The sequence below is a fragment of the Taylorella asinigenitalis ATCC 700933 genome (assembly GCF_000687755.1).
In the GTDB taxonomy this organism is placed as follows: domain Bacteria; phylum Pseudomonadota; class Gammaproteobacteria; order Burkholderiales; family Burkholderiaceae_B; genus Taylorella; species Taylorella asinigenitalis.
Map to the genome: position 1 here is coordinate 25,640 of NZ_JHXN01000011.1, position 22,647 is coordinate 48,286.

24 protein-coding genes and 1 tRNA gene are annotated in these 22,647 nt (G+C 40.4%); 16 read left to right on the plus strand and 9 right to left on the minus strand.

Features of this window, described 5'->3' with window-relative positions:
- Positions 1-2: 2 nt before the first annotated feature.
- The 3 genes from ilvA to phoB are packed head-to-tail and all read right to left on the minus strand — an operon-like array spanning position 3 to position 3,575.
- Positions 3-1,511, minus strand: coding sequence for a threonine ammonia-lyase, biosynthetic (gene ilvA / locus T432_RS0106485; RefSeq protein ID WP_028884633.1), 1,509 nt, complete (start codon positions 1,509-1,511; stop codon positions 3-5).
- A gap of 34 nt (positions 1,512-1,545) precedes the next feature.
- Positions 1,546-2,859: a phosphate regulon sensor histidine kinase PhoR gene (phoR, locus tag T432_RS0106490; RefSeq protein ID WP_014110934.1), complete on the minus strand. Its 1,314-nt coding sequence runs from the start codon at positions 2,857-2,859 to the stop codon at positions 1,546-1,548.
- A gap of 14 nt (positions 2,860-2,873) precedes the next feature.
- Positions 2,874-3,575: a phosphate regulon transcriptional regulator PhoB gene (gene phoB, locus T432_RS0106495; protein ID WP_015552165.1), complete on the minus strand. Its 702-nt coding sequence runs from the start codon at positions 3,573-3,575 to the stop codon at positions 2,874-2,876.
- Between the two features lie 117 nt (positions 3,576-3,692).
- Here phoB and ubiE point away from each other — a divergent pair, with 117 nt between their 5' ends.
- From ubiE to T432_RS0106515, 4 genes are read left to right on the plus strand one after another with little or no spacing between them, the layout of a single operon-like run.
- The gene (gene ubiE, locus T432_RS0106500; protein WP_028884634.1) at positions 3,693-4,451 is read left to right on the plus strand and encodes a bifunctional demethylmenaquinone methyltransferase/2-methoxy-6-polyprenyl-1,4-benzoquinol methylase UbiE; all 759 of its coding nucleotides are present in this window, start codon (positions 3,693-3,695) and stop codon (positions 4,449-4,451) included.
- The gene (locus tag T432_RS0106505) at positions 4,448-5,173 is read left to right on the plus strand and encodes a hypothetical protein (protein ID WP_014110937.1); all 726 of its coding nucleotides are present in this window, start codon (positions 4,448-4,450) and stop codon (positions 5,171-5,173) included. The genes ubiE and T432_RS0106505 overlap by 4 nt, the downstream gene beginning before the upstream one ends.
- Positions 5,173-6,711, plus strand: a complete 1,539-nt coding sequence (gene ubiB, locus T432_RS0106510; RefSeq protein ID WP_028884635.1) for a ubiquinone biosynthesis regulatory protein kinase UbiB — start codon at positions 5,173-5,175, stop codon at positions 6,709-6,711. The genes T432_RS0106505 and ubiB overlap by 1 nt, the downstream gene beginning before the upstream one ends.
- A 1-nt stretch (position 6,712) precedes the next feature.
- Positions 6,713-7,192 carry an adenylyltransferase/cytidyltransferase family protein gene (locus T432_RS0106515; RefSeq protein ID WP_028884636.1) on the plus strand — a complete coding sequence of 160 codons (480 nt, stop codon included), beginning with the start codon at positions 6,713-6,715 and terminating at the stop codon, positions 7,190-7,192.
- Here the strand turns inward: T432_RS0106515 and T432_RS0106520 are convergent.
- Both T432_RS0106520 and thiD read right to left on the minus strand, forming a co-directional pair.
- A complete protein-coding gene (locus T432_RS0106520; RefSeq protein ID WP_028884637.1) occupies positions 7,189-7,872 on the minus strand; it encodes a protein-L-isoaspartate O-methyltransferase family protein in 684 nt (227 codons plus the stop codon). The two genes, T432_RS0106515 and T432_RS0106520, sit on opposite strands and share 4 nt — an antisense overlap.
- A 27-nt stretch (positions 7,873-7,899) precedes the next feature.
- Complete coding sequence (thiD, locus tag T432_RS0106525) at positions 7,900-8,709, minus strand: bifunctional hydroxymethylpyrimidine kinase/phosphomethylpyrimidine kinase (protein WP_028884638.1); 810 nt, start codon at positions 8,707-8,709, stop codon at positions 7,900-7,902.
- 95 nt (positions 8,710-8,804) lie between these two features.
- On the opposite strand from thiD, the gene ppk2 reads away from it, so the two are divergent.
- The 6 genes from ppk2 to T432_RS0106555 all read left to right on the plus strand — a co-directional run bounded on the left by ppk2 (position 8,805) and on the right by T432_RS0106555 (position 14,226).
- Positions 8,805-10,028: a polyphosphate kinase 2 gene (gene ppk2 / locus T432_RS0106530; protein ID WP_028884639.1), complete on the plus strand. Its 1,224-nt coding sequence runs from the start codon at positions 8,805-8,807 to the stop codon at positions 10,026-10,028.
- A gap of 72 nt (positions 10,029-10,100) precedes the next feature.
- On the plus strand, positions 10,101-11,468 hold the full coding sequence (gorA, locus tag T432_RS0106535; RefSeq protein WP_028884640.1) for a glutathione-disulfide reductase: 1,368 nt from the start codon (positions 10,101-10,103) through the stop codon (positions 11,466-11,468).
- Between the two features lie 8 nt (positions 11,469-11,476).
- Positions 11,477-12,484 carry an asparaginase gene (locus tag T432_RS0106540; protein ID WP_028884641.1) on the plus strand — a complete coding sequence of 336 codons (1,008 nt, stop codon included), beginning with the start codon at positions 11,477-11,479 and terminating at the stop codon, positions 12,482-12,484.
- 3 nt (positions 12,485-12,487) lie between these two features.
- The gene (gene queC, locus T432_RS0106545) at positions 12,488-13,156 is read left to right on the plus strand and encodes a 7-cyano-7-deazaguanine synthase QueC (protein WP_028884642.1); all 669 of its coding nucleotides are present in this window, start codon (positions 12,488-12,490) and stop codon (positions 13,154-13,156) included.
- Positions 13,134-13,565 (plus strand): 6-carboxytetrahydropterin synthase QueD, encoded by a 432-nt coding sequence (queD, locus tag T432_RS0106550; RefSeq protein ID WP_028884643.1) that lies wholly within the window; start codon positions 13,134-13,136, stop codon positions 13,563-13,565. Before queC ends, queD begins: the two co-directional genes overlap by 23 nt.
- A complete protein-coding gene (locus tag T432_RS0106555) occupies positions 13,552-14,226 on the plus strand; it encodes a 7-carboxy-7-deazaguanine synthase QueE (protein WP_014110947.1) in 675 nt (224 codons plus the stop codon). Before queD ends, T432_RS0106555 begins: the two co-directional genes overlap by 14 nt.
- Here the strand turns inward: T432_RS0106555 and T432_RS09085 are convergent, their stop codons facing one another.
- Complete coding sequence (locus T432_RS09085; protein ID WP_028884645.1) at positions 14,227-14,508, minus strand: YqaE/Pmp3 family membrane protein; 282 nt, start codon at positions 14,506-14,508, stop codon at positions 14,227-14,229. It lies immediately after the preceding gene.
- Between the two features lie 102 nt (positions 14,509-14,610).
- Between T432_RS09085 and T432_RS0106565 the strand changes: the two genes are divergently transcribed.
- Positions 14,611-15,210 (plus strand): nitroreductase family protein, encoded by a 600-nt coding sequence (locus T432_RS0106565; protein ID WP_028884646.1) that lies wholly within the window; start codon positions 14,611-14,613, stop codon positions 15,208-15,210.
- A gap of 22 nt (positions 15,211-15,232) precedes the next feature.
- On the opposite strand, the gene T432_RS0106570 is transcribed toward T432_RS0106565, so the two are convergent.
- Positions 15,233-15,308, minus strand: a tRNA-Phe gene (locus T432_RS0106570).
- Positions 15,309-15,467: 159 nt separating this feature from the next.
- Between T432_RS0106570 and hemA the strand changes: the two genes are divergently transcribed.
- Genes hemA through T432_RS0106595 form a run of 5 tightly spaced genes read left to right on the plus strand, consistent with a single transcriptional unit; the run spans position 15,468 to position 19,638 of the window.
- The gene (hemA, locus tag T432_RS0106575) at positions 15,468-16,727 is read left to right on the plus strand and encodes a glutamyl-tRNA reductase (protein ID WP_015552179.1); all 1,260 of its coding nucleotides are present in this window, start codon (positions 15,468-15,470) and stop codon (positions 16,725-16,727) included.
- Between the two features lie 24 nt (positions 16,728-16,751).
- Positions 16,752-17,831 carry a peptide chain release factor 1 gene (gene prfA / locus T432_RS0106580; protein ID WP_028884647.1) on the plus strand — a complete coding sequence of 360 codons (1,080 nt, stop codon included), beginning with the start codon at positions 16,752-16,754 and terminating at the stop codon, positions 17,829-17,831.
- On the plus strand, positions 17,831-18,688 hold the full coding sequence (gene prmC / locus T432_RS0106585; RefSeq protein WP_028884648.1) for a peptide chain release factor N(5)-glutamine methyltransferase: 858 nt from the start codon (positions 17,831-17,833) through the stop codon (positions 18,686-18,688). The genes prfA and prmC overlap by 1 nt, the downstream gene beginning before the upstream one ends.
- Before the next feature lie 43 nt (positions 18,689-18,731).
- Positions 18,732-19,061, plus strand: a complete 330-nt coding sequence (gene grxD / locus T432_RS0106590; RefSeq protein WP_015552182.1) for a Grx4 family monothiol glutaredoxin — start codon at positions 18,732-18,734, stop codon at positions 19,059-19,061.
- Positions 19,054-19,638, plus strand: a complete 585-nt coding sequence (locus T432_RS0106595) for a UbiX family flavin prenyltransferase (RefSeq protein ID WP_028884649.1) — start codon at positions 19,054-19,056, stop codon at positions 19,636-19,638. The genes grxD and T432_RS0106595 overlap by 8 nt, the downstream gene beginning before the upstream one ends.
- Here T432_RS0106595 and T432_RS0106600 read toward each other — a convergent pair.
- Both T432_RS0106600 and T432_RS0106605 read right to left on the minus strand, forming a co-directional pair.
- Positions 19,619-20,383, minus strand: coding sequence for an EI24 domain-containing protein (locus T432_RS0106600; protein ID WP_028884650.1), 765 nt, complete (start codon positions 20,381-20,383; stop codon positions 19,619-19,621). The genes T432_RS0106595 and T432_RS0106600 overlap by 20 nt on opposite strands.
- A 78-nt stretch (positions 20,384-20,461) precedes the next feature.
- On the minus strand, positions 20,462-21,967 hold the full coding sequence (locus T432_RS0106605) for a DASS family sodium-coupled anion symporter (protein WP_028884651.1): 1,506 nt from the start codon (positions 21,965-21,967) through the stop codon (positions 20,462-20,464).
- Between the last annotated feature and the right edge of the window lie 680 nt (positions 21,968-22,647).

Here is a 22,647-nt window from a genome sequence, read left to right on the forward strand (position 1 = left end):
AACTATAAGAACATTTTGTAAGCAGGGTTATCGGTTTCATTTACATACCTATAACCCAAATTTTTAAGCACTTCTTTAAATGCCTTTTTGCTGTCTGGAGGCACCTGTATTCCGCAGAGTACATGCCCAAAGTCTCCTCCAGTATTGCGATAGTGAAACAGACTAATATTCCACTCAGGATTCAAAGCTAATAAGAAGTTCATCAAAGCCCCTGGCCTTTCAGGAAACTCAAATCTATATAGCAATTCATTTTCCGCAAGAGGGCTCTTACCGCCTACCATATGACGTATATGCGTTTTAGCTAAATCATCATTACTAAGGTCGCGAACATCATAAAACTCCTTATCGAGTTGAGCATGAAGCTTACGAATGCCTTCTTGATCAGTAGTCTGAATCCCAATAAATATATGAGCTTGCTGTTTATCTGAAATGCGGTAATTAAATTCTGTCACCTGACGGTTACCGATAGCAGCACATAATTTTTTAAAACTTCCCTTTTTCTCGGGCATCGTAACTGAGAACAGGGCCTCTGTATAATCACCTACAGATGCACGCTCTGCCACAAATCGTAGCAAATCAAAATTCATATTAGCTCCTGTAGTTACAGCAACTAAATTAGTGCCTTTTAGACCTTTCTCATAAGCATATTTCTTAGCCCCTGCCACTGACAATGCCCCCGCAGGCTCCACCACATTTCTCGTATCAAGGAACACATCTCTAATAGCAGAACAAATCTCATCGGTATTCACGCAAACATAATCGTCCACGTAGTTTTTACAAATCTCATATGTACGCGACCCAACCTGTTTTACGGCAGTACCATCAGAAAATAGCCCTACATCTGACAATGTCACCCGCTTATCCGCTTCTATACTTAATTTCATGGCAGCTGAATCCTCAGTCTGAACACCTATAACTTTAATATGCGGATACAAAGCTTTGATATAGATGGCAATGCCCGAGATCAATCCACCCCCACCGATTGGACAGAAAATCGCCTCAATATCTGGAGTAGTTTGTCTCATAATCTCCATGGCAATGGTTCCCTGACCTGCAATTACATATGGATCGTCAAATGGATGAATAAATGTCAGGTTTTGTTCTTTACAGAGTTTTTTTGCATGGGTTTGTGTCTCTGTATAAGACTCACCATGTAGGACCACTTCAGCCCCAAGACGTCTAACGGCATTTACCTTTACTGCGGGTGTTGAAACGGGCATACATATAATCGCCTTACAGCCTAGTTTTCTAGCTGATAGGGCAACACCTTGTGCATGGTTTCCTGCTGAAGAGGTAATAACTCCACGCTCAAGTTCTTTTGGAGTCAGATGTGCCATTTTGTTGTAAGCTCCGCGAATTTTGAAGCTAAATACGTCTTGGCTATCTTCTCGTTTAAAGTAAATGTTGTTATTAATTCGGGCTGAAAGTATCGGAGCAAAATCTAGTGGAGTTTCTTCTGCGGCCTCATAAACCTTAGAAGTAAGTATTAGTTTCAGATAGTCATTCAGCATTTTTCGTTACAATTCAAAACGATTTAAAAACTAACTATTCTATAATATTTTGTTCTTCTTGTTCAAAATTCTGAATTGGGAATATTAGGCTAAATGTACTACCTTGGTTCAATTTAGATTCAATTAGAAGTTTAGCTTGATGCCTTAAAGCGACATGCTTAGTAATAGCAAGACCTAATCCAGTCCCACCAGAAGCTCTAGAGCGGCTCTTGTCTACACGATAAAATCTTTCCGTTATTCGAGATATATCTGTTGGAGATATTCCTAAACCTGAGTCTTTGACGCTAAATACAGGGTTCCCTTTATCATTTAGCCCCCAAAATACATCAATACTGCCTCCCTCAGGAGTATATCTGACAGCATTAGTCAAAATATTTGTAAATGCTGATCCAAGTTCCGTCTGTTTTCCACGTATGGTTAAATCCTCATCTACATTCCAAGTGATTTTATGATGCCCCCCTGAGAGCATATCGATGGAACGCTTAGCCGATTCTAGTAGGGCAGAGACCTTCACTTCGGGTTGCTGAGAATAGTCTAATTTAGAGGATTCAAGTTCAGATAATGCAAGTAGATCGGATATGATCGCCTGCATTCTTATGGCCTGCTCTTGCATTAATTGGTGAAAATGCTCTTTTTGCTCATTTGTCAGTGAGTCTGGCAGATTACCTAATGTTTCCAAAAAGCCAATAAGTACAGTAAGTGGAGTTTTTAGTTCATGAGAAACATTTGCCACAAAATCTTGTTGCGTAGTTTTCATGCGATCAATAGCTGTATTATCAAAGCATAGTACCAGTATTCCACCGTTATGGTATTTGGTTAATTCATATTTCAAGTTATACGTTTGCTCATTTTTATGCACATAACTTAAATAGGGTTTTGTCCAAATTCCAGAAATTACATATTTATAAAAATCAGGTGATCGCAAGATATTAAAAATACTAGTACCAATATCTCGTCTATTATCTATACCGATAAGACTATAGGCATTTTTATTGCACCATTGGATTGTGTAATCACTATTTAAAATAATTACACCTGCAGGGTAAGCGTTTGCCGCTTCCATAATATCCCTGTTTAGGGACATAAGATTTTTATTTTCGTGAGTCAGTTTTTTGAAATGACGAAAAAGAGGACTAATAATAGGTTCTAAATACCCCATGTAAATTGGAGGGGTCGACTCAAGATTATTTACCCATGACCTAATTTTGTAAAGCTTAACGCGGTTGATTATATGGAAAATCATTAATACACCGAATGCTATTAAGATTCCCCAAAAGGAGTGCAGATAATACTGAGCAACTATGCCAGCAAAAAAGGAGAGAATAATGGCAAAAAATGGAGGGAACATAACGATCCCTGATACTAATTTGAAGAAGGCAGTCTAGTAGTAAATCTATAACCGCTACCACGAACAGTTTCTATTAGTTGATCATGACCACTAGGCTCAAGTGCTTTACGAAGTCTTCTGATATGCACATCCACAGTGCGTTCTTCTAGGAAAACGTGATCACCCCATACGTGATCTAATAGCTGGCCACGACTAAAAACTCGCTCCGCATGAGTCATAAAGAAATGAAGCATACGGAATTCAGTAGGACCTAAAGAGAGAAGGGTGTTATTACCTGTAACTCGATGCGATCCTGGGTCCAAATGTAAGCCAGCTATATTAATTTCATCATCTGTAAGCTGAGGGGCTCTTCTTCGAAGAACAGCTTTGATGCGTGCTAATAGTTCTTTAGGAGAGAAAGGCTTTGTAATATAGTCATCAGCACCATTTTCCAAACCCTCTACTTTATCAGCTTCACTATTTTTTGCCGTAAGCATTATGATAGGTATATCCTGAGTTCTCTCATTGCTACGGAGAGATCTAGCAAGAGAAAGTCCAGATGTATTAGGTAGCATCCAGTCAAGAAGAATCAAGTCAGGAAGTTCCGCATCAATAAGAATTTTCGCTTGTGCGACATCTAAGGCACGAAGCACTTTATGTCCCGCAAACGTAAGGTTTACTGAAATAAGCTCTTGAATAGCTGGTTCATCTTCTACTACTAAGATTGTGCTTGCCATAATACGGTAAAATTAAAAGGATTAAATAAAGGTTTTGTTGGCTGTAACTTTGTTACAATCAACCAATATTAAATTCATTATATGTCATGTTTGTGACATTATTCTTTTTTGATTCATATGCAAAACCAAATTCCCCCAGATGAAAGCAAAAAAACCCATTTTGGCTTTCAAACAGTAGACGAAGACAAAAAAGCGGAAAAAGTCGCTGATGTATTTCATTCTGTAGCAAGACGATACGACATTATGAATGACTTTATGTCAGTAGGTCTTCATAGAGCATGGAAGTTCTTCACCATAGGAAAAGCCAATGTGCAAAAAGGCATGAAGGTGCTTGATGTAGCTGCAGGTTCAGGAGATTTGACTATCGCCTTTGCAAAAAAGGTGGGCAAAGAAGGGGAAGTCTGGCACACAGATATAAATTACTCGATGTTAAGTGTGGGACGAGACCGTCTAATCGATAATGGGTTCAATATTCCTAGTGTTGTTTGTGATGCGGAAGCATTGCCATTTAAAGATAATTACTTTGATGTTGTGACTGTTGCTTTCGGTTTGAGGAATATGACTCATAAAGATAAGGCAATTGCTGAAATGTATCGTGTTCTTAAGCCAGGCGGTAAATTGCTTATTCTTGAGTTTTCAAAAATTTATCAACCACTTGAAAAAGCATATGATTGGTATTCGTTCAATATATTGCCTTGGCTGGGCAAGAACATTGCCAAAGATGAAGACAGTTATAGATATTTAGCGGAGTCTATACGCATGCACCCAGATCAGGAAACTTTAGCTCATATGATGCGTGACGTGGGGTTCGAGATGGTTGATTATCATAATCTTAGTATGGGTATAGTCGCACTTCATGAGGGTATTAAGCTATGAGTTTACTGACTGATTTACTAAATGGGGTAGGCGGCTTATTAGAGCAAGCCACACGTGCATCAAGTTCAAGCGGAATTGGTGCCTTAGTCTCAAAAATAAATCCCATTAAATTAGGCGTTCTGCTCCTTAACTCTGCAATTGTTAAAAATCCACAAATCAAAGGTCAGCTCGATCAATACTCTGGGAAAATTTTGTGTGTTCGAATTCTCAATAAAATCCATTATTTTAGAGTCATGGGTGGTACGGGTCTTGAGTATATAGATGGTGCTCAAGCTTATGAGCCGAACGTTACTTTAACATTGGATAATAGTGTTTTATTTAAAATTCCTTCATTACTAGCTGATGGAATTTCTATTGATGACTTGACGGAACTTATGCATATTGAGGGGGAAGCAGGTTTAGCAAAAACATTGGCAGAATTGGTGGTCCTACTTAAAGAGAGTGGTGTGGCTGAGTTAAGCAATACAATTGGTCCTCTAGCGGCAGGTACTATTTTTGAGGGTCTAAGAAAAAGTAAAGAGCTTTCATCATCAATTTCTAATAAAGGTTTTGAGCGAGCAAGGGAATTTATGTCTAAAGACTTTCATGTAACTGTTACTAGAAATGAGTTTTTAGAACTTAAATACGATATTCAAGATTTAGATCACCGTCTTGATAAATTAAATTGGAAACTTAAGACGGCGAATTCTGTAGTTGAAGATGCTGTAATGCTAGGTGAATAATGAGGCTATTTCGCTTACTACGTATAGGTTTTGTAGGTTGGAAGTATAGTCTTGATGAACTCGTCTTGGAGAGGATGAGAAATCCTTATGCAACTACTTTTCTTAATCTAACTCGCTTTGGTCGCAACCCAACCAAACCTAGAGGGGTGCGCTTGCGTGAGGCTCTAGAGGAACTTGGTCCAATATTTATTAAATTTGGACAGGTACTCTCTACTCGCAGAGATATAGTACCTCAGGATATAGCCGACGAGCTTCAGTTATTGCAGGATCGAGTCCCTCCATTTCCATCAAAAGAAGCGGTATCTATTATTGAATCGACTTTTGGAAAATCTGTCGATGAACTATTCGCAACTTTTAATAAAGAACCGTGTGCCTCAGCTTCTGTAGCTCAAGTGCATGAAGCAACTTTGCATAATGGAAGACGTGTAGCCGTAAAAATTTTAAGACCTGAAATGCAAAAAGTAATCGAAAAAGATTTGCTTTTATTGCATAGTTTTGCTGGATTTATTCAAAGATTTGTACCCGATGGAAAGCGTTTAAAGCCTAAAGAAGTTATAGCCGAGTTTGATCAATATCTTCATGATGAGCTCGATCTACAAATTGAGGCAGCTAATTGCAGTCAACTAAGAAGAAATTTTAAGAAAAAAGGTCGAGAAAATTTATTGCTTATACCTGAAGTGCATTGGGACTATTCTAATTCCAAAGTTTTCACTATGGATTGGATGGAAGGGATACCGATAGCTCAAATTGACTCTGTAATTGAGGCTGGTGTTGATATTAAAAAACTTGCACGTATGGGTGTAGAAATCTTTTTTATGCAAGTTTTTGAGGACGGATTTTTTCATGCGGATATGCATCCAGGAAATATTTTTATTTCCGTAAATCCGCAAAGCTTTGGTCAGTATGTCGCACTGGATTTTGGTATTGTAGGCTCCCTCTCTGACTTTGATAAGAATTATTTAGCTCAAAATTTTCTTGCATTTTTCCAAAGAGACTATCGAAGAGTTGCACAGTTACACATTGAGTCCCAATGGGTACCGCCAAATACCCGAGAAGAACAATTGGAAGCAGCCATTCGTACAGTTTGTGAGCCTTATTTTGATAGACCTATAAGTGAAATAAGTTTAGGAAATGTTTTAAAAAAATTATTTCAAATCTCAAAACGTTTTCAAGTTTCTATACAACCGCAGTTAGTATTGCTTCAGAAGACTTTGCTTAATGTAGAGGGTATGGGTCGCGAGCTTGATCCAGATTTAGATTTATGGTCTACAGCAAAGCCCTTCCTTGAGAAGTGGATGATTAATAGGGTGGGGCCTAAGAGATTTGTTGAGCAACTCAAACATGAATCTTCTCAGTGGGCTGATATGCTACCGCAAATCCCAAGACTTGTTTATCAAAACTTAGAGCGTCAAGATAGAACAAAAGATCTTATAGAAAAAATAGATAAGCTTAATGAGCAACAGGACTTGAATTCAAAATCAATAATCTTCGTCTTAATACTTATGCTTATTATGTTCATCTTATTTATTATCTATTGATATGGTTGGATACGAAGCGAAGATATTGCCACCAAAAGAATTGCAATTAAGGCTTAAATACGAGTCGAATATCGTATTTACCAATGGTGTATTCGATATTTTGCACCGTGGGCATGCAACATATTTAGCACAAACCAAGGAGCTATTTGGCGGCAAACTTGTGGTCGCGCTAAACACGGATAACTCGGTGAAGCTCTTAAATAAAGGGGATGCGAGGCCCTACAATAATTTGCAAGATAGAATGGCAGTGGTGGCTGCTTTAGAGAGTGTGGATTATGTTACTTATTTTGATGAATCCACTCCATATGAATTGATAGAGCTTTTAAAGCCTCAGACGATAGTAAAAGGCGGTGATTATGATATGTCTAAGTTGCCCGAGAGTGAGTTAGTTAAATCGTGGGGCGGTCAGGCGATTGCTGTTCCCTTTGAACATAATCGCTCGACCACTAAGCTAGTAGAAAAAATCAGAAACTCTAATTAAAAGGTGAAATTTGATTCGACTAAAGCGGCACCGTGCAGCTTATCGATTAAAGTTTCTGTCAGTGTTTGCTCTTCAAATTCCGAAGCACTTAGACGAGTAATCAACTTCATTTCAATAACAGGTGGTGTCCCAACAAATGCAACGAGACGGCCTCCAACAGATAGCTGATATTTAAAAGCATCAGGAAGTTTTGGGCATGATCCTGTGATTGCAATAGCATTATATTCGCGTGTACCCCATCCAGCAGATGCATCCCCGACTTGCACACGAACATTACTAATATGATTTCGTGCAAGATTTTCCATAGCAAAATTTGCGATATTAGGATTGATTTCAACAGTCTCAACTTCGGAACAAAGTCTGCTAAGAAGAGCCGCTTGAAAACCGCTACCTGTCCCAATTTCAAGGCAAGTGTCTGAAGGCAAAAGAGCTAGCGATTCTGCAATTCTCGCTTCAGTGATGGGAGTGAGCATATTTTCACCTGAGGGTTCTCCGTTGATTACAATAGGAATCGACGTATCAGAATATGCCACAGTGTCAAATTCAGGTGCGACAAAGGCCTCACGTGATAGACCCAAAAGAGCGTTGAGCACACGCTCATCCAACACGCCAGCAGGCCTAATTTGCTGTTGGATCATATTGATGCGACTTTTCTCGAGTAGTGAATTTAAGCTTGACATAGAACACCTCTAAATTGAGAACACATTTTACCAAACATTGTAGAAATGATGTATGGGTCCATGACCATTGCCAACTGTCAATAAGCCCGCATTTTCTATAGCTTCATGCACATAATCTATGGCAATGCGCGTCGCTTTCGGAACGTCTTCGTATTTAGTTTGCAAAGCACATATCGCAGAAGAAAGCGAGCACCCCGTGCCGTGCGTGTTTTTTGTTTCATGTTTGGCATTCACATGTTCTATCATCTTATCGCCATTAAAAAGCAAATCAACCGTCTCAGAGCCGCTTGAATGGCCGCCCTTGAGCAACACCCAACTCTCGCGTGATTGGTTCATTAGTTTATGCAATCGTTCAGTTGCCTTATATGCTTCTTGTATGGTGGCAATGCTCATGCTTTCCAACAACTCAGATGCTTCCGGCAAATTCGGTGTAATCATCTGGGCAAATGGAATAAGATCTTCTCTAAGAGATTTAATAGCAGAGTCCTCTAATAATTTATCGCCGCTTTTTGCAACCATAACGGTATCGAGAACGATAAAAGGTGGTTTATGTTTTTCAAGACCATCTGCTACAGTTCTTATGGTTACTGCATCACCAAGCATGCCGATTTTTACGCCATCAATTCGTACATCTTCAAAAAGCGTATCTATTTGAAGTTTTATAAATTCCTTATCTATAGGTTTAACGCCCGTTACTCTTTGAGTGTTTTGTGCAGTTAGGGCGGCAATGATACCGCATGCATATGTGCCTAAAGCTGACATAACTTTTATGTCTGCTAGTACTCCAGCTCCACCCGACGGGTCAACGCCAGCAATTGTTAATGTATTTTTAATCATGGTTTAGGTAGGATAATTTAGTGATTTAATAATATTGTAAAGGCTTCAAGTAGTAAAATAACGAATGTTACATTTTCAGATTACGGGAGCCCCATATGGTCGCTAAGAAACCCTCTAGCGCAACTAAAAGGACTACAAAAAAGTCTACTGCAAAAACATCAACTACTGCTAAAAGAAAGACTTCAACTAAATCATCATCAAAACCCTCTTCTACAACTGCACGTAAAGCTATAGAAGGAGATACAGTAGTTGGTTCTACTCAAGCTGGCACTCGTAGAAATGTAGTATCTCATAAGGTTCAATCAAAAGCGGAGCTTCAAGCGGCTAATTTAGCACGTGAACTCTCTCGTGCAGAAACATCAGTTTATAGACATGAAAGAGCAAATGCACTTTTAGAAATATTGTCACCTGATGATAGGAATGCACTTCTTAAAGTGTTGCGTGAAGAAAAACGTAGGCTTGAATCAACTAGCAAAACCAATCCTGACTTAGTATTGGTTGATGATTGGCAAAAAGAAGGCGTCTATCCATACAAATATTTGATGAGTCGCCGCAATTATGAGTTCCAAAAATATAATCTTCAGGTTGAATTATTAAAACTTCAACAATGGGTTCAAGACTCTGGTGCTAGGGTAGTTATTATTTTTGAAGGACGCGATGCGGCTGGTAAGGGTGGTACTATTAAGAGATTTATGGAGCACTTAAATCCTCGTTATGCACGCATCGTGGCTCTTCAAAAACCAACTGAGCGCGAAAGAGGTCAGTGGTATTTTCAAAGATATGTAGAGAATCTTCCTACAAAAGGTGAGATAGTTTTATTTGACCGTTCTTGGTATAACCGTGCAGGTGTGGAGCGAGTAATGGGCTTCTGTACTGATGCTGAATATCAGGAATTTATGCGTCAAGCTCCTGAATTTGAACGTATTCTTGTTCGCAGTGGCATAACGCTTATTAAATTTTGGTTCTCTGTAAGTCGTGATGAGCAACGTCGTCGATTCCGTGAGCGTCAGCACCACCCATTAAAAAGATGGAAATTATCGCCTATTGATCTTGCATCCTTAGATAAATGGGATGATTACACAAAAGCAAAAGAAGCGATGTTCTTTTATACGGATACAAGCGATGCTCCTTGGACTGTGGTTAAATCAAATTGTAAAAAACGTGCACGTTTAAATGCTATGCGTTATGTTTTAAATAAATTTAACTACAACAATAAGGATATGGAAGCTATCGGAAAAATAGACCCACTTATTGTTGGTCGCTCAAATGTTGTATATGAATCTGGTGAGGAATTCATAACACATATGACTAAGAAATAGATATAGCTTGCATATCAAGCAAAACGGCAATACTTAGTATAATGAGTATTGTCGTTTTTTTTGGAAGTTTTTATGCATTCTTATGATTATGATTTGTTCGTAATAGGTGCTGGTAGTGGAGGCGTTCGTGCTTCTAGAATGGCTGCTAGTGCTGGTGCTAGGGTGGCTGTGGCTGAAGATGCCCCACTTGGCGGAACATGCGTAAATGTAGGTTGTGTACCAAAAAAACTCTATAAATATGCTTCTGAATTTTCAGGCGAGTTTGAAGCATCTAAAGGATACGGATGGTCTCTTGAAGGGGTTTCTTTTGATTGGGAAATATTAAAAGCTAATCGTGCAAAAGAAATAACTCGTTTAAATGGAATTTACCAAAATATATTAGAAAAACCAGGTGTTCAAATTATTCGTGGTCATGCGAACTTAGTAGATGAACATACTGTGGAAGTAGACGGGAAGCAGTACACAACAAAATACATACTTATTGCCACAGGTGGGTGGCCTGTTATACCTCAATTTGAGGGTGGAGATTTGACAGTAAATTCAAATCAAATTTTCGACCTTGAAACATTGCCAAAGAAAATATTAATTGTTGGCGGAGGTTTTATCGCATGTGAATTTGCATCTATATTTAATGGCCTTGGAGTAGATGTTAGACAAATAGTTCGCTCGAAAATATTAAAAGATTTTGATGCCCCAAGTATCGAATTTTTGAAGGAAGAGCTTATTAAAAGCGGTATCAATATATCTGAAGGCGTAAATATTAAAGCTGTTAGAAAAAATCCTGAGGGTTCAGAATATAAGCTTACCGCTGAACTCGACACTAATGAGACTTTGCAAGTTGATGAAGTTTTAATGGCCTTAGGGCGCAAACCTAAAATTGATGGTTTGAATTTAGAGAAAGTAGGTGTCCAAATTAAGGATTCTGGACATATCAAAGTAGATGAAAATTCACAAACCTCAGTTGCATCTATTTATGCAATAGGTGATGTTGTAGGACGTATGGACTTGACTCCTGTTGCGATAGCCGAGGCTATGGCTTTTGTAAGCCATGTTTTTGGAGATGGCAGTCGTAAAATGTCTTATGAAAATGTGCCATTTGCAGTATTCACTAAGCCAACGATGGGCACGGTGGGGCTTACGGAACAAGAGGCTCGAGAAAAATATGCAGATGATATAGTAATTTTCGAGTCTAACTTTAAGGCCATGAAACATACATTATCTGGTTTGGATGAGCGTACATTGATGCGATTAATCGTTCAAAATTCAACGGATAAAGTATTGGGGGTGCATATGGTCGGAGACTATGCCCCTGAGATTATTCAAGGCTTTGGCGTTGCCTTAAAAGCAGGTGCGACTAAGGCACAGTTTGATGCTACTATCGGTATCCATCCAACATCTGCTGAAGAATTCGTTACTATGCGTTCACCAAAATCAAATTAGGAATTGATATGACTATTATTTCATCGACCGTTGCTGTAGGAACTTTAGGGGGAACTATCACAATGACTAGTTCCGATAAGTTGGCGGGCATTGAGTCGACACTTGGAGCAGAGGAATTGTTAGAAGCTGTTCCAGGTTTGAAAGATATGTCACTTGATATATGGCACAAGACCATTGCCAACGTAGCGAGTGGGTCTTTGAGTTTTGATTTGCTATTTACGGCATTGGCTTGGGCTAAGCAACAGGTAGAGCGTGGTGCTCAGGGTATTGTCCTTGTGCAAGGGACGGATACGCTTGAGGAGACATCATACTTTCTTGACCTATATTGGCCATATGCAGTGCCTTTGGTATTGACAGGGGCTATGCGACATCCTGAAGTTGCAGGTGCGGACGGGGCCTCTAATTTACTAAACGCTATTAGGGTAGCGGTTGATATAAGATCTAAAGGGCATGGGGTGTTTGTAGTTATGAACGATGAGGTTCATCAAGCTCGATATGTGACGAAAACTCACGCAAATGCGGTAAATGCTTTTGAATCACCGCAGGTTGGTCCGATTGGTGTGATTTTGGAAAATCAATTTATTCTAAGAAGGCAGGCCAATGAGCGATTGTTATTTCCAGTTCCAGAAGATACGAGCCCTTGCGTTTTGCTCCTTGAGTCTACTCTTAATGAGTCCGAGGAAATATATGACTGGATTTTGCATTCATCCTATAAGGGACTTGTGATTGCTGGATTTGGGGCGGGGCATGTTCCCGGAAACATTGCCAAAAAACTTGTACCTATTATTGAAAATATGCCTGTAATGATATGCACTCGTACTGGACGGGGCTCAACTACATATAAAACATATGCGTATGAGGGTAGTGAAATTGACCTTCAACGCAAGGGTGCGTTAATGGGGGGATTTATTTGCCCTCGAAAAGCTCGTTTGCTACTGACGGCTATGCTTTGGTCAAAAATGGATAAAACTAAGATAGCTGAACATCTTCGCAATTACAGCAAGGATTCTAACTAAAGCATGGAAAATAAGGCTTTAGTTATTTTTTCGGGCGGTCAAGACTCGACGACTTGTTTGCTTCAAGCGATTGAAAAATACGGTGTCTCAAATGTAGAGACCATTACTTTTTTATATGGGCAACGACACGATATTGAGCTTCAGAAAGCTCGTGAAATTGTGACTGAACTTGGTGTGAAGCAAACTATTCTGGACCTTAGTGTGATTAAGGGCATTACATCTAATGCTTTAATGGAAGAGGGTGCAGAGATAGGCCAAAACGAAGATGGTTTGCCAAATACATTCGTGGATGGCCGCAATGCTTTGTTTATTTTGTATGCCTGTATATATGCCAAATCTCAGGGTATTCGCAATATTGTGATTGGAGTTTGCGAGACTGACTTTAGTGGATATCCCGATTGTCGCGATATCTTTGTGAAATCGATGAATGTTAGTATGAATTTGGCTATGAACTTTGACTTTGTCATTCATACTCCTCTTATGTGGCTCACTAAAGCTCAAACATGGGAGCTGGCCGATAAGTTGGGATATTTGGAATTTGTTAGAAATCGCACGCATACTTGTTATGAAGGTGTTGAGGGTGGATGTTGTAAATGTCCTAGCTGCATTCTTCGCAATCGTGGTCTTGAGGAATACTTAGCTTCTAAAGATGAAAGTAGTAAAAACGTTTAATTTTGATATTGCCCACTTGCTTGATGGTCATGATGGTAAATGCAAAAATTTACATGGGCATACCTATAGGCTTGAGGTAGAAGTGACGGGTCCAGTAATTACAGAGGGGCCGAAGATGGGCATGGTTATTGATTTTGCCGATCTTAAATCGATTGTGGAAGAGCTTGTTATTGAACCTATGGACCATGCGTTTTTATATGATTCTACAAATGATAGAGAGTCTGAGATTGCGAAATTGTTAGATGGGTGGAAGATGAAGACGTACGCATTTGCACATAGAACAACTGCAGAAAATATCTCGAGCCATATCTTAAATAAATTGCGCTCCAGAATTGAAGGCGTATCTAGAGTACGTTTGTGGGAGACGCCCTCATCATATAGCGAATGCATTTTTAATGAAGACTATTAATATTAAGTCACTGTCCGATGCCTCGGACGAACCACAATTTCGCATAGTTGAGATATTTAAAAGCCTTCAGGGCGAGGGGTATAACACAGGAATGCCCTCGGTTTTTGTACGGCTTGGTCGATGTAATTTATCATGCGAGTGGTGTGATACAAATTACGAAGAATTTGAGTATAAGCCATTGTCAAGGGTGCTCGCAGCTGTTGGGGCATTTGATGTGCGAAATATAATTCTGACCGGTGGAGAGCCTTCGGTTCATCCGCGGGTTGAGGAATTGGTGGCGGCGTTTAAGGCACGGGGCTACTTTATGTGTATCGAAAGTAATGGGCTTGCGAGAGTGCCGGTCGGAATCGATTTCATTGCCATCAGTCCGAAGTATTGCTATAAGGAGCGCTACGAGCAGGCTGTTGGGTTTGATGTGGATGAGTTGCGTATCGTTGTCGATAGTGTGGCAATGCTCTCGCATTCCATCGATGATTTTATGTCTTGGGCTGAAGCTATGGCTTCGAAGTTTCCCGCTAAGCACAGATTTCTGTCACCGCTTGAGCTTGAAGGTCAGATGAATATTCTTCAAACAATCGAAACTATTGGGAAATTAAATGCTAAGGGAAAGCAGAGATGGGCTCTTAGCCTGCAAACTCATAAGCTTGCAGGCATCGAGTAGTTAGTTAATTATACGACCTGACCCCTCAAAGACATCTGCGTCTTTTGCATCAAAAGGGTTTTTGGCTTTAGCCTGTGATTGAGCTTGTTGAGCTTGCATACGTGCAAGTTCATTAAACCTTTGCTTTTGATTGTGTTCAGATAGTGCATAAACGGCCCATATTGCGGCTGGAATCCATCCAATTATGGTAATCATCAGAAAAAGGTTTAGTATCCCTAGTCCTGGTCTACCAATTGTAAAAAACAAAATTGGCGGAAAGAAAATAGCTAGAAATAAACGCATAAAACCCCCAAAGAAAATAGACAATAATGTAACCAAATATTTCCCTGCTTATACTATTATATATAGATATTAAAACTAAAAAATCAATAAAAGGAGAACTAAATGTCTAGTTTTTACGAGTTACAAAAAAAGCGTCGCTCTATATATGCACTAGGGAAAAATGTTGATCTTTCTAAAGAAGAAATCACAGATTTAATTAAAAATGTTGTAAATGAATCTCCTACAGCCTACAACTCTATGTCTAATAGATTGGTGATTTTGTGGGGCGAAGAACATAACAAATTATGGGAGCTTGTAAAAGCCTCAATTAAGGCAGTTGTTAGTGAAGAAGATTATCCAAGTTCAGAGCAGAAAATTAATTGTGCATTTCAATCGGGAATTGGAACCATCCTTTACTATGAGGACGGTAAAACTATTGAAGAATTGAAGAAAAAATTCCCTTTATATGCAGAAAGCTTTCCTAAATATGCTCAACAAAGCAATGGAATGTCTCAATATGCCGTATGGACCGCACTGGCAGAGAAAGGTATTGGAGCTTCGCTTCAACACTATAACGAACTGATAGAGGATAAAGTGCGTGAGATTTTTAATATTCCAAGTGAATGGATAATGATTGCTCAAATGCCTTTTGGATCTAAGGAAGGTGCACCAAATGAGAAAAATTATTTATCTGACGATGAGAGATTTAAAGTATTGGGGTAAGATGGATAGGGTGTTTTAATTTTGGTGGTTTGGGGCGGAATCGAACCGCCGACACGCGGATTTTCAATCCGCTGCTCTACCAACTGAGCTACCGAACCATATTTGACTGTAAGCTGTATATCATACTTAAAAACTAATAATTTGTGAAGTAAAAATAGAAAGTTTTCAAAAATAAGTTATGGTCTGACACGAAATTGTATTATTTCGGCTTTTAAAACCCTATAATATGTAATTGATTTGAAGACCCATTGAATCTAATGACTAGTGTATTTACATTTGGACTTAACCATCATTCTGCACCAGTAGATGTGCGAGAAAGGGTTTCTATGTCTGGTGATCTGGTACGTCCTGCATTAGATGGTTTAAGAGCCTGTTTTAACGGTCGCGTGAAAGAAGCGGCTATTTTATCAACCTGTAACCGCACAGAAATTTATGTTGCAGCTCAGCCTGATGCTGCTGAACACATAGGTCAGTGGATGGCTGATTTTAATTCGCTCGACTCTTCTGTTATTTCTCCACACCTTTATGAATACTCTCAGGATATGGCTGTGCGACACGCTTTTCGTGTAGCTTCTGGTCTTGATTCAATGGTGCTTGGTGAAGCCCAAATATTAGGTCAGATGAAAAATGCTGTTCGTGCAGCATCTGAAGCAGGTGCTCTTGGTACTATGCTCAATCAATTATTCCAAAAAACATTTTCAGTAGCTAAAGAAGTTCGTTCCAACACTGCTATTGGTCAAGAATCTGTATCTATGGCTGCTGCGGCAGTACGAATGTCCGAAAGGGTGTTCGGTGACTTGGATAATTCTAAAGTTTTATTTGTGGGTGCAGGTGAGATGATTGAGTTGTGTGTTACTCATTTTGCAGCTCATAATCCTAAGCAAATTGTTATTGCGAATCGCACTATTGAACGCGGTGAAGCACTTGCATCAAGGTTCCGTGCAGACGTGATTAAGCTTGCGGAACTGCCAGAGCGTATTCATGAATTTGATGTAGTTGTATCCTGTACGGCGTCAACATTGCCAATTTTAGGGCTAGGAATGATTCAAAGTGCCCTCAAGCATAGACGATTCCAACCTATGGTTATGGTTGATCTTGCGGTGCCGCGTGATATCGAGCCTGAAGTAGGTCGACTTGGAGAGGTGTATCTTTATACCGTAGATGATTTAGGTCGTATGGTACAGATGGGTAACGATATGCGTAAAGCTGCTGTTGTAGAGGCTGAACAAATTATCGATTCAAGTGTAAGCAATTTTATGAATTGGCTTAAAACTAGAGAAGTCGTTCCTGTAATACAATCTCTTAATAATTCTGCTCAAACACTTGCTCAAGTTGAACTCGATAAAGCTCGCAAACTTTTAGCTAAGGGTGTGAGTCCAGAAGAGGCTTTAGAGCGACTTGCTCAAGGCCTAACTCAAAAATATATGCATGCACCTATGCGTGCTCTTAATAAATCTCAAAATGAAGAAAGAGAGCAAATTCTCGACGTTCTTCCTAAGCTATTTCCTACTCATTAGCTAATTCTTTTTTCCTTTTTTATTATGAAAGATTCAATGCGCTCCAGATTGGAGCAGTTAAGTCAAAGACTTGTTGAAGTTGATGCCCTATTGGCAGAACCCGATGTTGCGAACGATATGGATCGCTTCCGTAAGCTCTCACGCGAAAGAAGTGAGATTGACCCAGTAGTGGCTCTGTTTAAGGAGTTTGAAGCGGCTGAGAGTGATCTAGAAGCTGCAGTAGAAATGATGTCCGATCCTGAACTCAAAGAGATGGGTGAAGAGGAGATGAAGGCTACAAAAGAGAGACTGGAGCAGCTAGAAGAGAAGCTGCAGTTGGAATTATTGCCAAAGGATCCAGATGATGCACGAAGTGTGTTCCTAGAAATTCGAGCTGGCACGGGTGGAGATGAAAGTGCCATATTCTCTGGCGATCTATTTCGCATGTATAGCCGCTATGCAGAGCAAAAGGGGTGGAGAGTTGAACTTATGTCGGAGAATCCATCGGAACTAGGGGGCTATCGCGAGGTCATTGCCAGAATAGAAGGGGATGGCGTTTACGGACAACTTAAATATGAGTCAGGAGCTCATCGTGTGCAACGCGTTCCAGAAACTGAATCGCAAGGCCGCGTCCATACGTCAGCTTGTACTGTGGCCGTTATGCCAGAAGCCGATGAATTGGCGGAAGTAGTTTTAAATCCAGCTGATTTGCGTATCGATACGTTTCGTGCGAGTGGTGCGGGTGGTCAGCATATTAATAAAACCGACTCCGCCGTTCGCATTACGCATATTCCAACGGGCATTGTTGCGGAGTGTCAGGACGATAGGTCGCAACATAAAAACAAAGCTCGTGCCATGAGCGTTTTAGCGGCTCGTATCAATGATATTCAACGCCAGGAGCAGCAAAGTAAGGAAGCGGCAGAGCGCAAAAGTCTGGTAGGTACTGGCGATCGTTCGGAGAGGATTCGCACGTACAATTATCCGCAAGGCCGCGTTACCGATCACCGCATTAATCTTACGCTTTATAAGTTGCCACAAATAATGGAAGGCTCGCTTGATGAGCTAACTAATGCCTTGATTAGCGAAAGGCAAGCGGAATTGCTTGCGGCTTTAGGCGACGAATAATGTCAAGCGTCTCTATCGCAGCGGCTCTTCGGGAATGCAAGCTCGATAGATTGGAGGCCCAGCTATTGTTGGGGCATGTCTTGGGCGTTGATCGCGTTTGGCTTTTGACGCACGATGATGAGGTGCTTTCTGATGAGCGGCGGCTTCATTTTGAGAGCCTTGTGGATAGGCGAAATGCGGGCGAACCCATTGCCTACATACTTGGGGTGCGTGAGTTTATGGGCCTTGAGTTTGAGGTAAATCCAAGTGTTTTGATTCCGCGTCCTGATACGGAAATTTTGGTCGAGTTGGGTTTGTCTTTTTTGCACGAGCGCTCACGCTCACTATCACGCTCACGAGAACCTGCGAGGCCCGCTCGGGTGCTTGATCTTGGGACGGGTAGTGGTGCTATTGCCATCTCGATTGCACGGTATTTCGATTTGTGCGAAGTATATGCGACAGATGTGTCGGATGCGGCTTTGCAGACGGCCGCTCTAAATGCTCAAAAGCACGGAGTTGCTGTGCAGTTTTATGCGGGGTCGTGGTGGGAGGCATTGCCACCTGAGATAGAGGCGTTCGATTTAGTGCTGTCGAATCCGCCATATATTCGTGCAGATGATAAGCACTTGAGTTGCGGAGATGTGCGGTACGAGCCATTGTCCGCTCTTGTTGGTGGCAATGACGGCGTGAACGCATACCGTGATATTGTTTCGCGCTCTCGCGAATTTATGCGATCTGGGGCGATGCTTGCGTTTGAGCATGGGTGGGACCAGGGTGAAGCTGTGAGAGGGATTATGCGGCGGTGGCATTGCCACAAGATAGAGACGCATAGGGACTTAGCAGGGCATGACAGGGTCACTTGTGGGGTTATAACGTGAAGCCTGAATTTTGTAGGTACAATTAGGAAAAATGGAGATTTAGATGAGCGAAATTCAAGAATATATTAAAAAAATCGTAAGCGAAAATCCTGTAATTCTTTTTATGAAAGGGACGGCAAATGCCCCGCAGTGCGGCTTTTCGATGAGGGCGGTCGAGGCTTTGCGTGAGGTAGGCGTGAAGAAACTTGCGACCGTAAATGTGCTTGAGGATCAGGAAGTGCGTGAGGGCATTAAACAATACGCAAACTGGCCTACTATTCCGCAACTTTATGTGAACGGCGAATTTATCGGCGGCTGCGATATTATCCTTGAGATGGCTGAGAGCGGGGAACTTAAGGAAGTGCTTGAGCCTACAGGCGTTTTGAATGACTAAGAGATTGGTTGTCGGAGTCACGGGGGCGACTGGAGCTATATACGCTCTTAGGCTCTTGGATAGGGTGCGCTCGATGAGAGATGTGCAAGACGTGGAAGACGTGGAGACGCATCTTATTGTGTCGCCAGCTGGCTTGATTACGATTAAGCACGAGCTTGGTATGGATCGCAAGGAGTTCTGTGAGCATGCGGATCATACGCACGGATACAGGGATGTATCCGATATGCTTGCAAGCGGCTCAGTGACTACTATTGGGATGGTTGTTCTGCCATGCACGATGCATACTTTAGCTTCGTGTGCACATGGGCTGGCCGATAATTTGCTATCGAGAGCGGCTGATGTGCATCTGAAAGAGCGACGCCGATTAGTGCTTGCGGTAAGAGAGACTCCTTTAAATCTCGCTCATTTGAGAAATATGACGGCCGTTACAGAAATGGGGGGCGTGATTTTCCCGACATTGCCAGCGTTCTATCAAAAACCGCAAAGCATCGACGAGATAGTCGATCATTCTGTAGACCGCATACTAGCACTTTTTGGATTTGATTTGCCCGAAACTTCTACCTGGCAGGGACTGTAGTCAATTCGCGTCCATCTTTACGGATCTTATCGAGTAATGCTAAGCCGTAGTGTGTGCAGGAGATAATAGAATACACGGGCATGATTAGGCCTAATAATGGAATTAAAGACAGCAAAGCACATATAAATCCAATAATCCAAAAGCCACTTTTATAATTTGAAATTACATATTTTCTCTCTTCTGGAGTTGCATGCTCAACGATGGCATCCACTTTGGTCATATTTGCGTATGCATAGCTAATCCAAAATAGGGATAGTACGATGGAGAGCCCTGGTATCAACCAAAGTGGCAATGTTATAAGCCATCCTAAAGCGAAGATTACTGTCACTTTAATTGAATTCAATATACTGATTCCAGTAGCATATTTTCCATCACGAGTAAGGTAGGGATAATGATTTTTGCTAATTAGATTTACGGCAAGCGGGGTCACTAAAATACCTGCTATTACAAGCCCAATAATTAAGCTCAACACAATAACGCAAATTAAAGTGATTATCCAAGCAAAAAACTCTCCGAAGCCACCAGCATTAAGTCCCACATCATTCAAGAGTATGCCAATTTGATTTAAGATCCACCAATCACTTGTAGATGTAATAAGCCATGAACTGACATCCGACCATATGAATATACAAAATATAACGAAGGCTGCGACACTGGCAATTAATGGCAGAAACGCAGCAAATATCATTTTTGGGTGAAACATGGTTTCAAAACCATTTTTGAGAGCTCTAAAAATTTCAAACATAATCAATCCATAAAAAAGAGCCTAATGCAGAATACATCAGGCTCTTAGATGAGCGAGTTTGTTAGATAATCCTAAGTATTATTTTAGATGACCTAACCAATCCCAGTAAGTTCCTGCAAATAGAACCATCAGTAAGTAACCAATTATAGTAATAGTGATACCAACTTTTGCGAACTGTTTTGCATTAAATGTGTCTGTACCTAAACATACCATATTTTGAGGAGCGTTTACAGGAAGTATGAAACCATAAGAAATTACAAAACCTAGTATCATGGTCATACCTAAACGATCCACAGATCCATCTGGCATAGTTTTTAGGATAGAAATCACAATAGGAATCATAGAAGATGAAAGTGCAGTTGCACTAGCAAAACCTAAGTGAATGATAATTAAGAATGCTGCTAGGATTGCAAAAATCATCAATGGTCCAAGAGTATCCAATCCTGTCCACACAACGATTTGATTACCTAACCATTCACCTGCACCAGATTTAAGAATAGAGCTACCTAAACTGATACCAGTACCGAATACAATCAAGGTACCCCATGGTGTGCGTTTTTGCATTTCTTTCCAATTGATTACACCGATTTTAGGAATCAATAGAACACCTAGGGCTACGATTGTTGTAGCTGCGGTACTGTAGTTATGTAATTTACCTTCAGTAGCCCAAAATCCAATTAAGATAGTGGAAACAATCAAAAGTCGAAGTTGATCGGAAGTCATAGGTCCGATTTCTTCTAGCTGCTTACGAACAGATTGTTTACCGCCTTCAAGTTTTTTAACTTCAGGACGGAAGAAGGTTAGAACTACAAAGTAAAGTACAAATGACATGATAATTGACCATGGCAATGCAGCAATTAACCAATCAATCCATGCTACACGTTCGCCTAGCAACTCAGTCATAAAGCCTACAGTAATTAAGTTTTGTGCTGCGGCTGTTTGAATACCTACGTTCCAGATACTGATACACTCCGCCACTAGAATCATAAGCCCTACAGCAAGTTTAGATTTATTTTCCACACCAAATGCAGCAACCATACCCATAGCGATTGGAATCATCGCTGCGGCACGTGCAGTAGCAGAAGGTACAACTAAAGATAGAATGATAGTTACTAAGATCATTCCGAAGAAAATGGATTTTGTACTGGTACCCACAAGATTCATGGTATTAAGGGCGATACGTTTATCTAATCCTGTATACGTCATGCAAGCTGCGATAAATAATGCCGCTGCTACTAATGCAAGTCCAGAGCTACTAAAACCTGCTAAGGCCATAGTCAAGGCACTTTTAACGCCCCATTCCACTGTCGGGTCCTTGAGTGAAGGAGATAAACCCACAAGGAATATAATAAGCCCCATAATAATAATTGAGCTTGCCTCATAGGATACGGCTTCAGAAACCCACACGATAATAGCAAATACCAAAATCGCTAACATGCGGTGACCTGCTGGTGAAAGTCCTTCAGGCGTAGGCAGTAGTAGAATACCGATTAGTGCGGCAAATCCAATAAATAAGAATAAGGGGAATTTTTCGGGACCAAAAAACGATCGTTTTTGGTGAGATTGGACGTTATTAGTATCCATATTTAACTCCAATGATTAACATGCATTAACAGTATAAATCTAATAAATGACAAATAGGTAAAACCCTAATATTTTTTGATTTACATTAAGTTAAAAATATAAGATTTAGGTGGCAATGTACCTCGGTTTTTACGCTTGGCCCTATTACTTGCCTTTTGATTGCAGATCTTCTCTGTGGCAATGCCCCCTCATTCGACCTTTCTCCTTTTTCCGCAAACAGATTTTGATTCATTCGTGAGGTTTGCGAGGCGTTGTTTGGAGCACAGAGCTCGGGCAACTGATGCGGGCGTTGAAATATGCATAAACACAACATGATTTGGAGCTTAAATTAGGGTTAACGCTAAAAAGATTTGACAAAGACTTTAAGTTTTATGTATATTAATAATCTTTCACTTTTCCCACATTTTACGAATTTATTACATATGAATTTTGTGTGGGGGTGGTAGTGAAAAAAATGTTCTTTAAAAATTAATACAGCCGATAAGTGTGGGTACTTGATTTTGTTAAATGTTAGGTTTTAATACATCAAGTCTTACGCTTATAAATGTGAAGAGAAAAAGAGAGTAGATAAGAGAAGGTTTTTACTTAGGGCCAATAATAAAAGAAATGGGGTTCTAGGTGTAATCTTTAAATAAGTTAATTCTTTTTTTTGAAGTTTTAAGCAATAAAAGTAAGCGATA

Bases quoted from the DNA above. Each gene is read 5' to 3' on its own strand.
- T432_RS0106515 (WP_028884636.1), top strand. From the start codon at position 6,713: ATGGTTGGATACGAAGCGAAGATATTGCCACCAAAAGAATTGCAATTA.
- ilvA (WP_028884633.1), bottom strand. From the start codon at position 1,511: ATGCTGAATGACTATCTGAAACTAATACTTACTTCTAAGGTTTATGAG.
- T432_RS0106595 (WP_028884649.1), top strand. From the start codon at position 19,054: ATGACTAAGAGATTGGTTGTCGGAGTCACGGGGGCGACTGGAGCTATA.
- phoR (WP_014110934.1), bottom strand. From the start codon at position 2,859: ATGTTCCCTCCATTTTTTGCCATTATTCTCTCCTTTTTTGCTGGCATA.
- phoB (WP_015552165.1), bottom strand. From the start codon at position 3,575: ATGGCAAGCACAATCTTAGTAGTAGAAGATGAACCAGCTATTCAAGAG.
- ppk2 (WP_028884639.1), top strand. From the start codon at position 8,805: ATGGTCGCTAAGAAACCCTCTAGCGCAACTAAAAGGACTACAAAAAAG.
- T432_RS0106600 (WP_028884650.1), bottom strand. From the start codon at position 20,383: ATGTTTGAAATTTTTAGAGCTCTCAAAAATGGTTTTGAAACCATGTTT.
- T432_RS0106540 (WP_028884641.1), top strand. From the start codon at position 11,477: ATGACTATTATTTCATCGACCGTTGCTGTAGGAACTTTAGGGGGAACT.
- T432_RS0106555 (WP_014110947.1), top strand. From the start codon at position 13,552: ATGAAGACTATTAATATTAAGTCACTGTCCGATGCCTCGGACGAACCA.
- gorA (WP_028884640.1), top strand. From the start codon at position 10,101: ATGCATTCTTATGATTATGATTTGTTCGTAATAGGTGCTGGTAGTGGA.
- ubiB (WP_028884635.1), top strand. From the start codon at position 5,173: ATGAGGCTATTTCGCTTACTACGTATAGGTTTTGTAGGTTGGAAGTAT.
- thiD (WP_028884638.1), bottom strand. From the start codon at position 8,709: ATGATTAAAAATACATTAACAATTGCTGGCGTTGACCCGTCGGGTGGA.
- T432_RS0106520 (WP_028884637.1), bottom strand. From the start codon at position 7,872: ATGTCAAGCTTAAATTCACTACTCGAGAAAAGTCGCATCAATATGATC.
- grxD (WP_015552182.1), top strand. From the start codon at position 18,732: ATGAGCGAAATTCAAGAATATATTAAAAAAATCGTAAGCGAAAATCCT.
- T432_RS0106505 (WP_014110937.1), top strand. From the start codon at position 4,448: ATGAGTTTACTGACTGATTTACTAAATGGGGTAGGCGGCTTATTAGAG.
- queC (WP_028884642.1), top strand. From the start codon at position 12,488: ATGGAAAATAAGGCTTTAGTTATTTTTTCGGGCGGTCAAGACTCGACG.
- T432_RS09085 (WP_028884645.1), bottom strand. From the start codon at position 14,508: ATGCGTTTATTTCTAGCTATTTTCTTTCCGCCAATTTTGTTTTTTACA.
- prfA (WP_028884647.1), top strand. From the start codon at position 16,752: ATGAAAGATTCAATGCGCTCCAGATTGGAGCAGTTAAGTCAAAGACTT.
- queD (WP_028884643.1), top strand. From the start codon at position 13,134: ATGAAAGTAGTAAAAACGTTTAATTTTGATATTGCCCACTTGCTTGAT.
- prmC (WP_028884648.1), top strand. From the start codon at position 17,831: ATGTCAAGCGTCTCTATCGCAGCGGCTCTTCGGGAATGCAAGCTCGAT.
- T432_RS0106605 (WP_028884651.1), bottom strand. From the start codon at position 21,967: ATGGATACTAATAACGTCCAATCTCACCAAAAACGATCGTTTTTTGGT.
- hemA (WP_015552179.1), top strand. From the start codon at position 15,468: ATGACTAGTGTATTTACATTTGGACTTAACCATCATTCTGCACCAGTA.
- T432_RS0106565 (WP_028884646.1), top strand. From the start codon at position 14,611: ATGTCTAGTTTTTACGAGTTACAAAAAAAGCGTCGCTCTATATATGCA.
- ubiE (WP_028884634.1), top strand. From the start codon at position 3,693: ATGCAAAACCAAATTCCCCCAGATGAAAGCAAAAAAACCCATTTTGGC.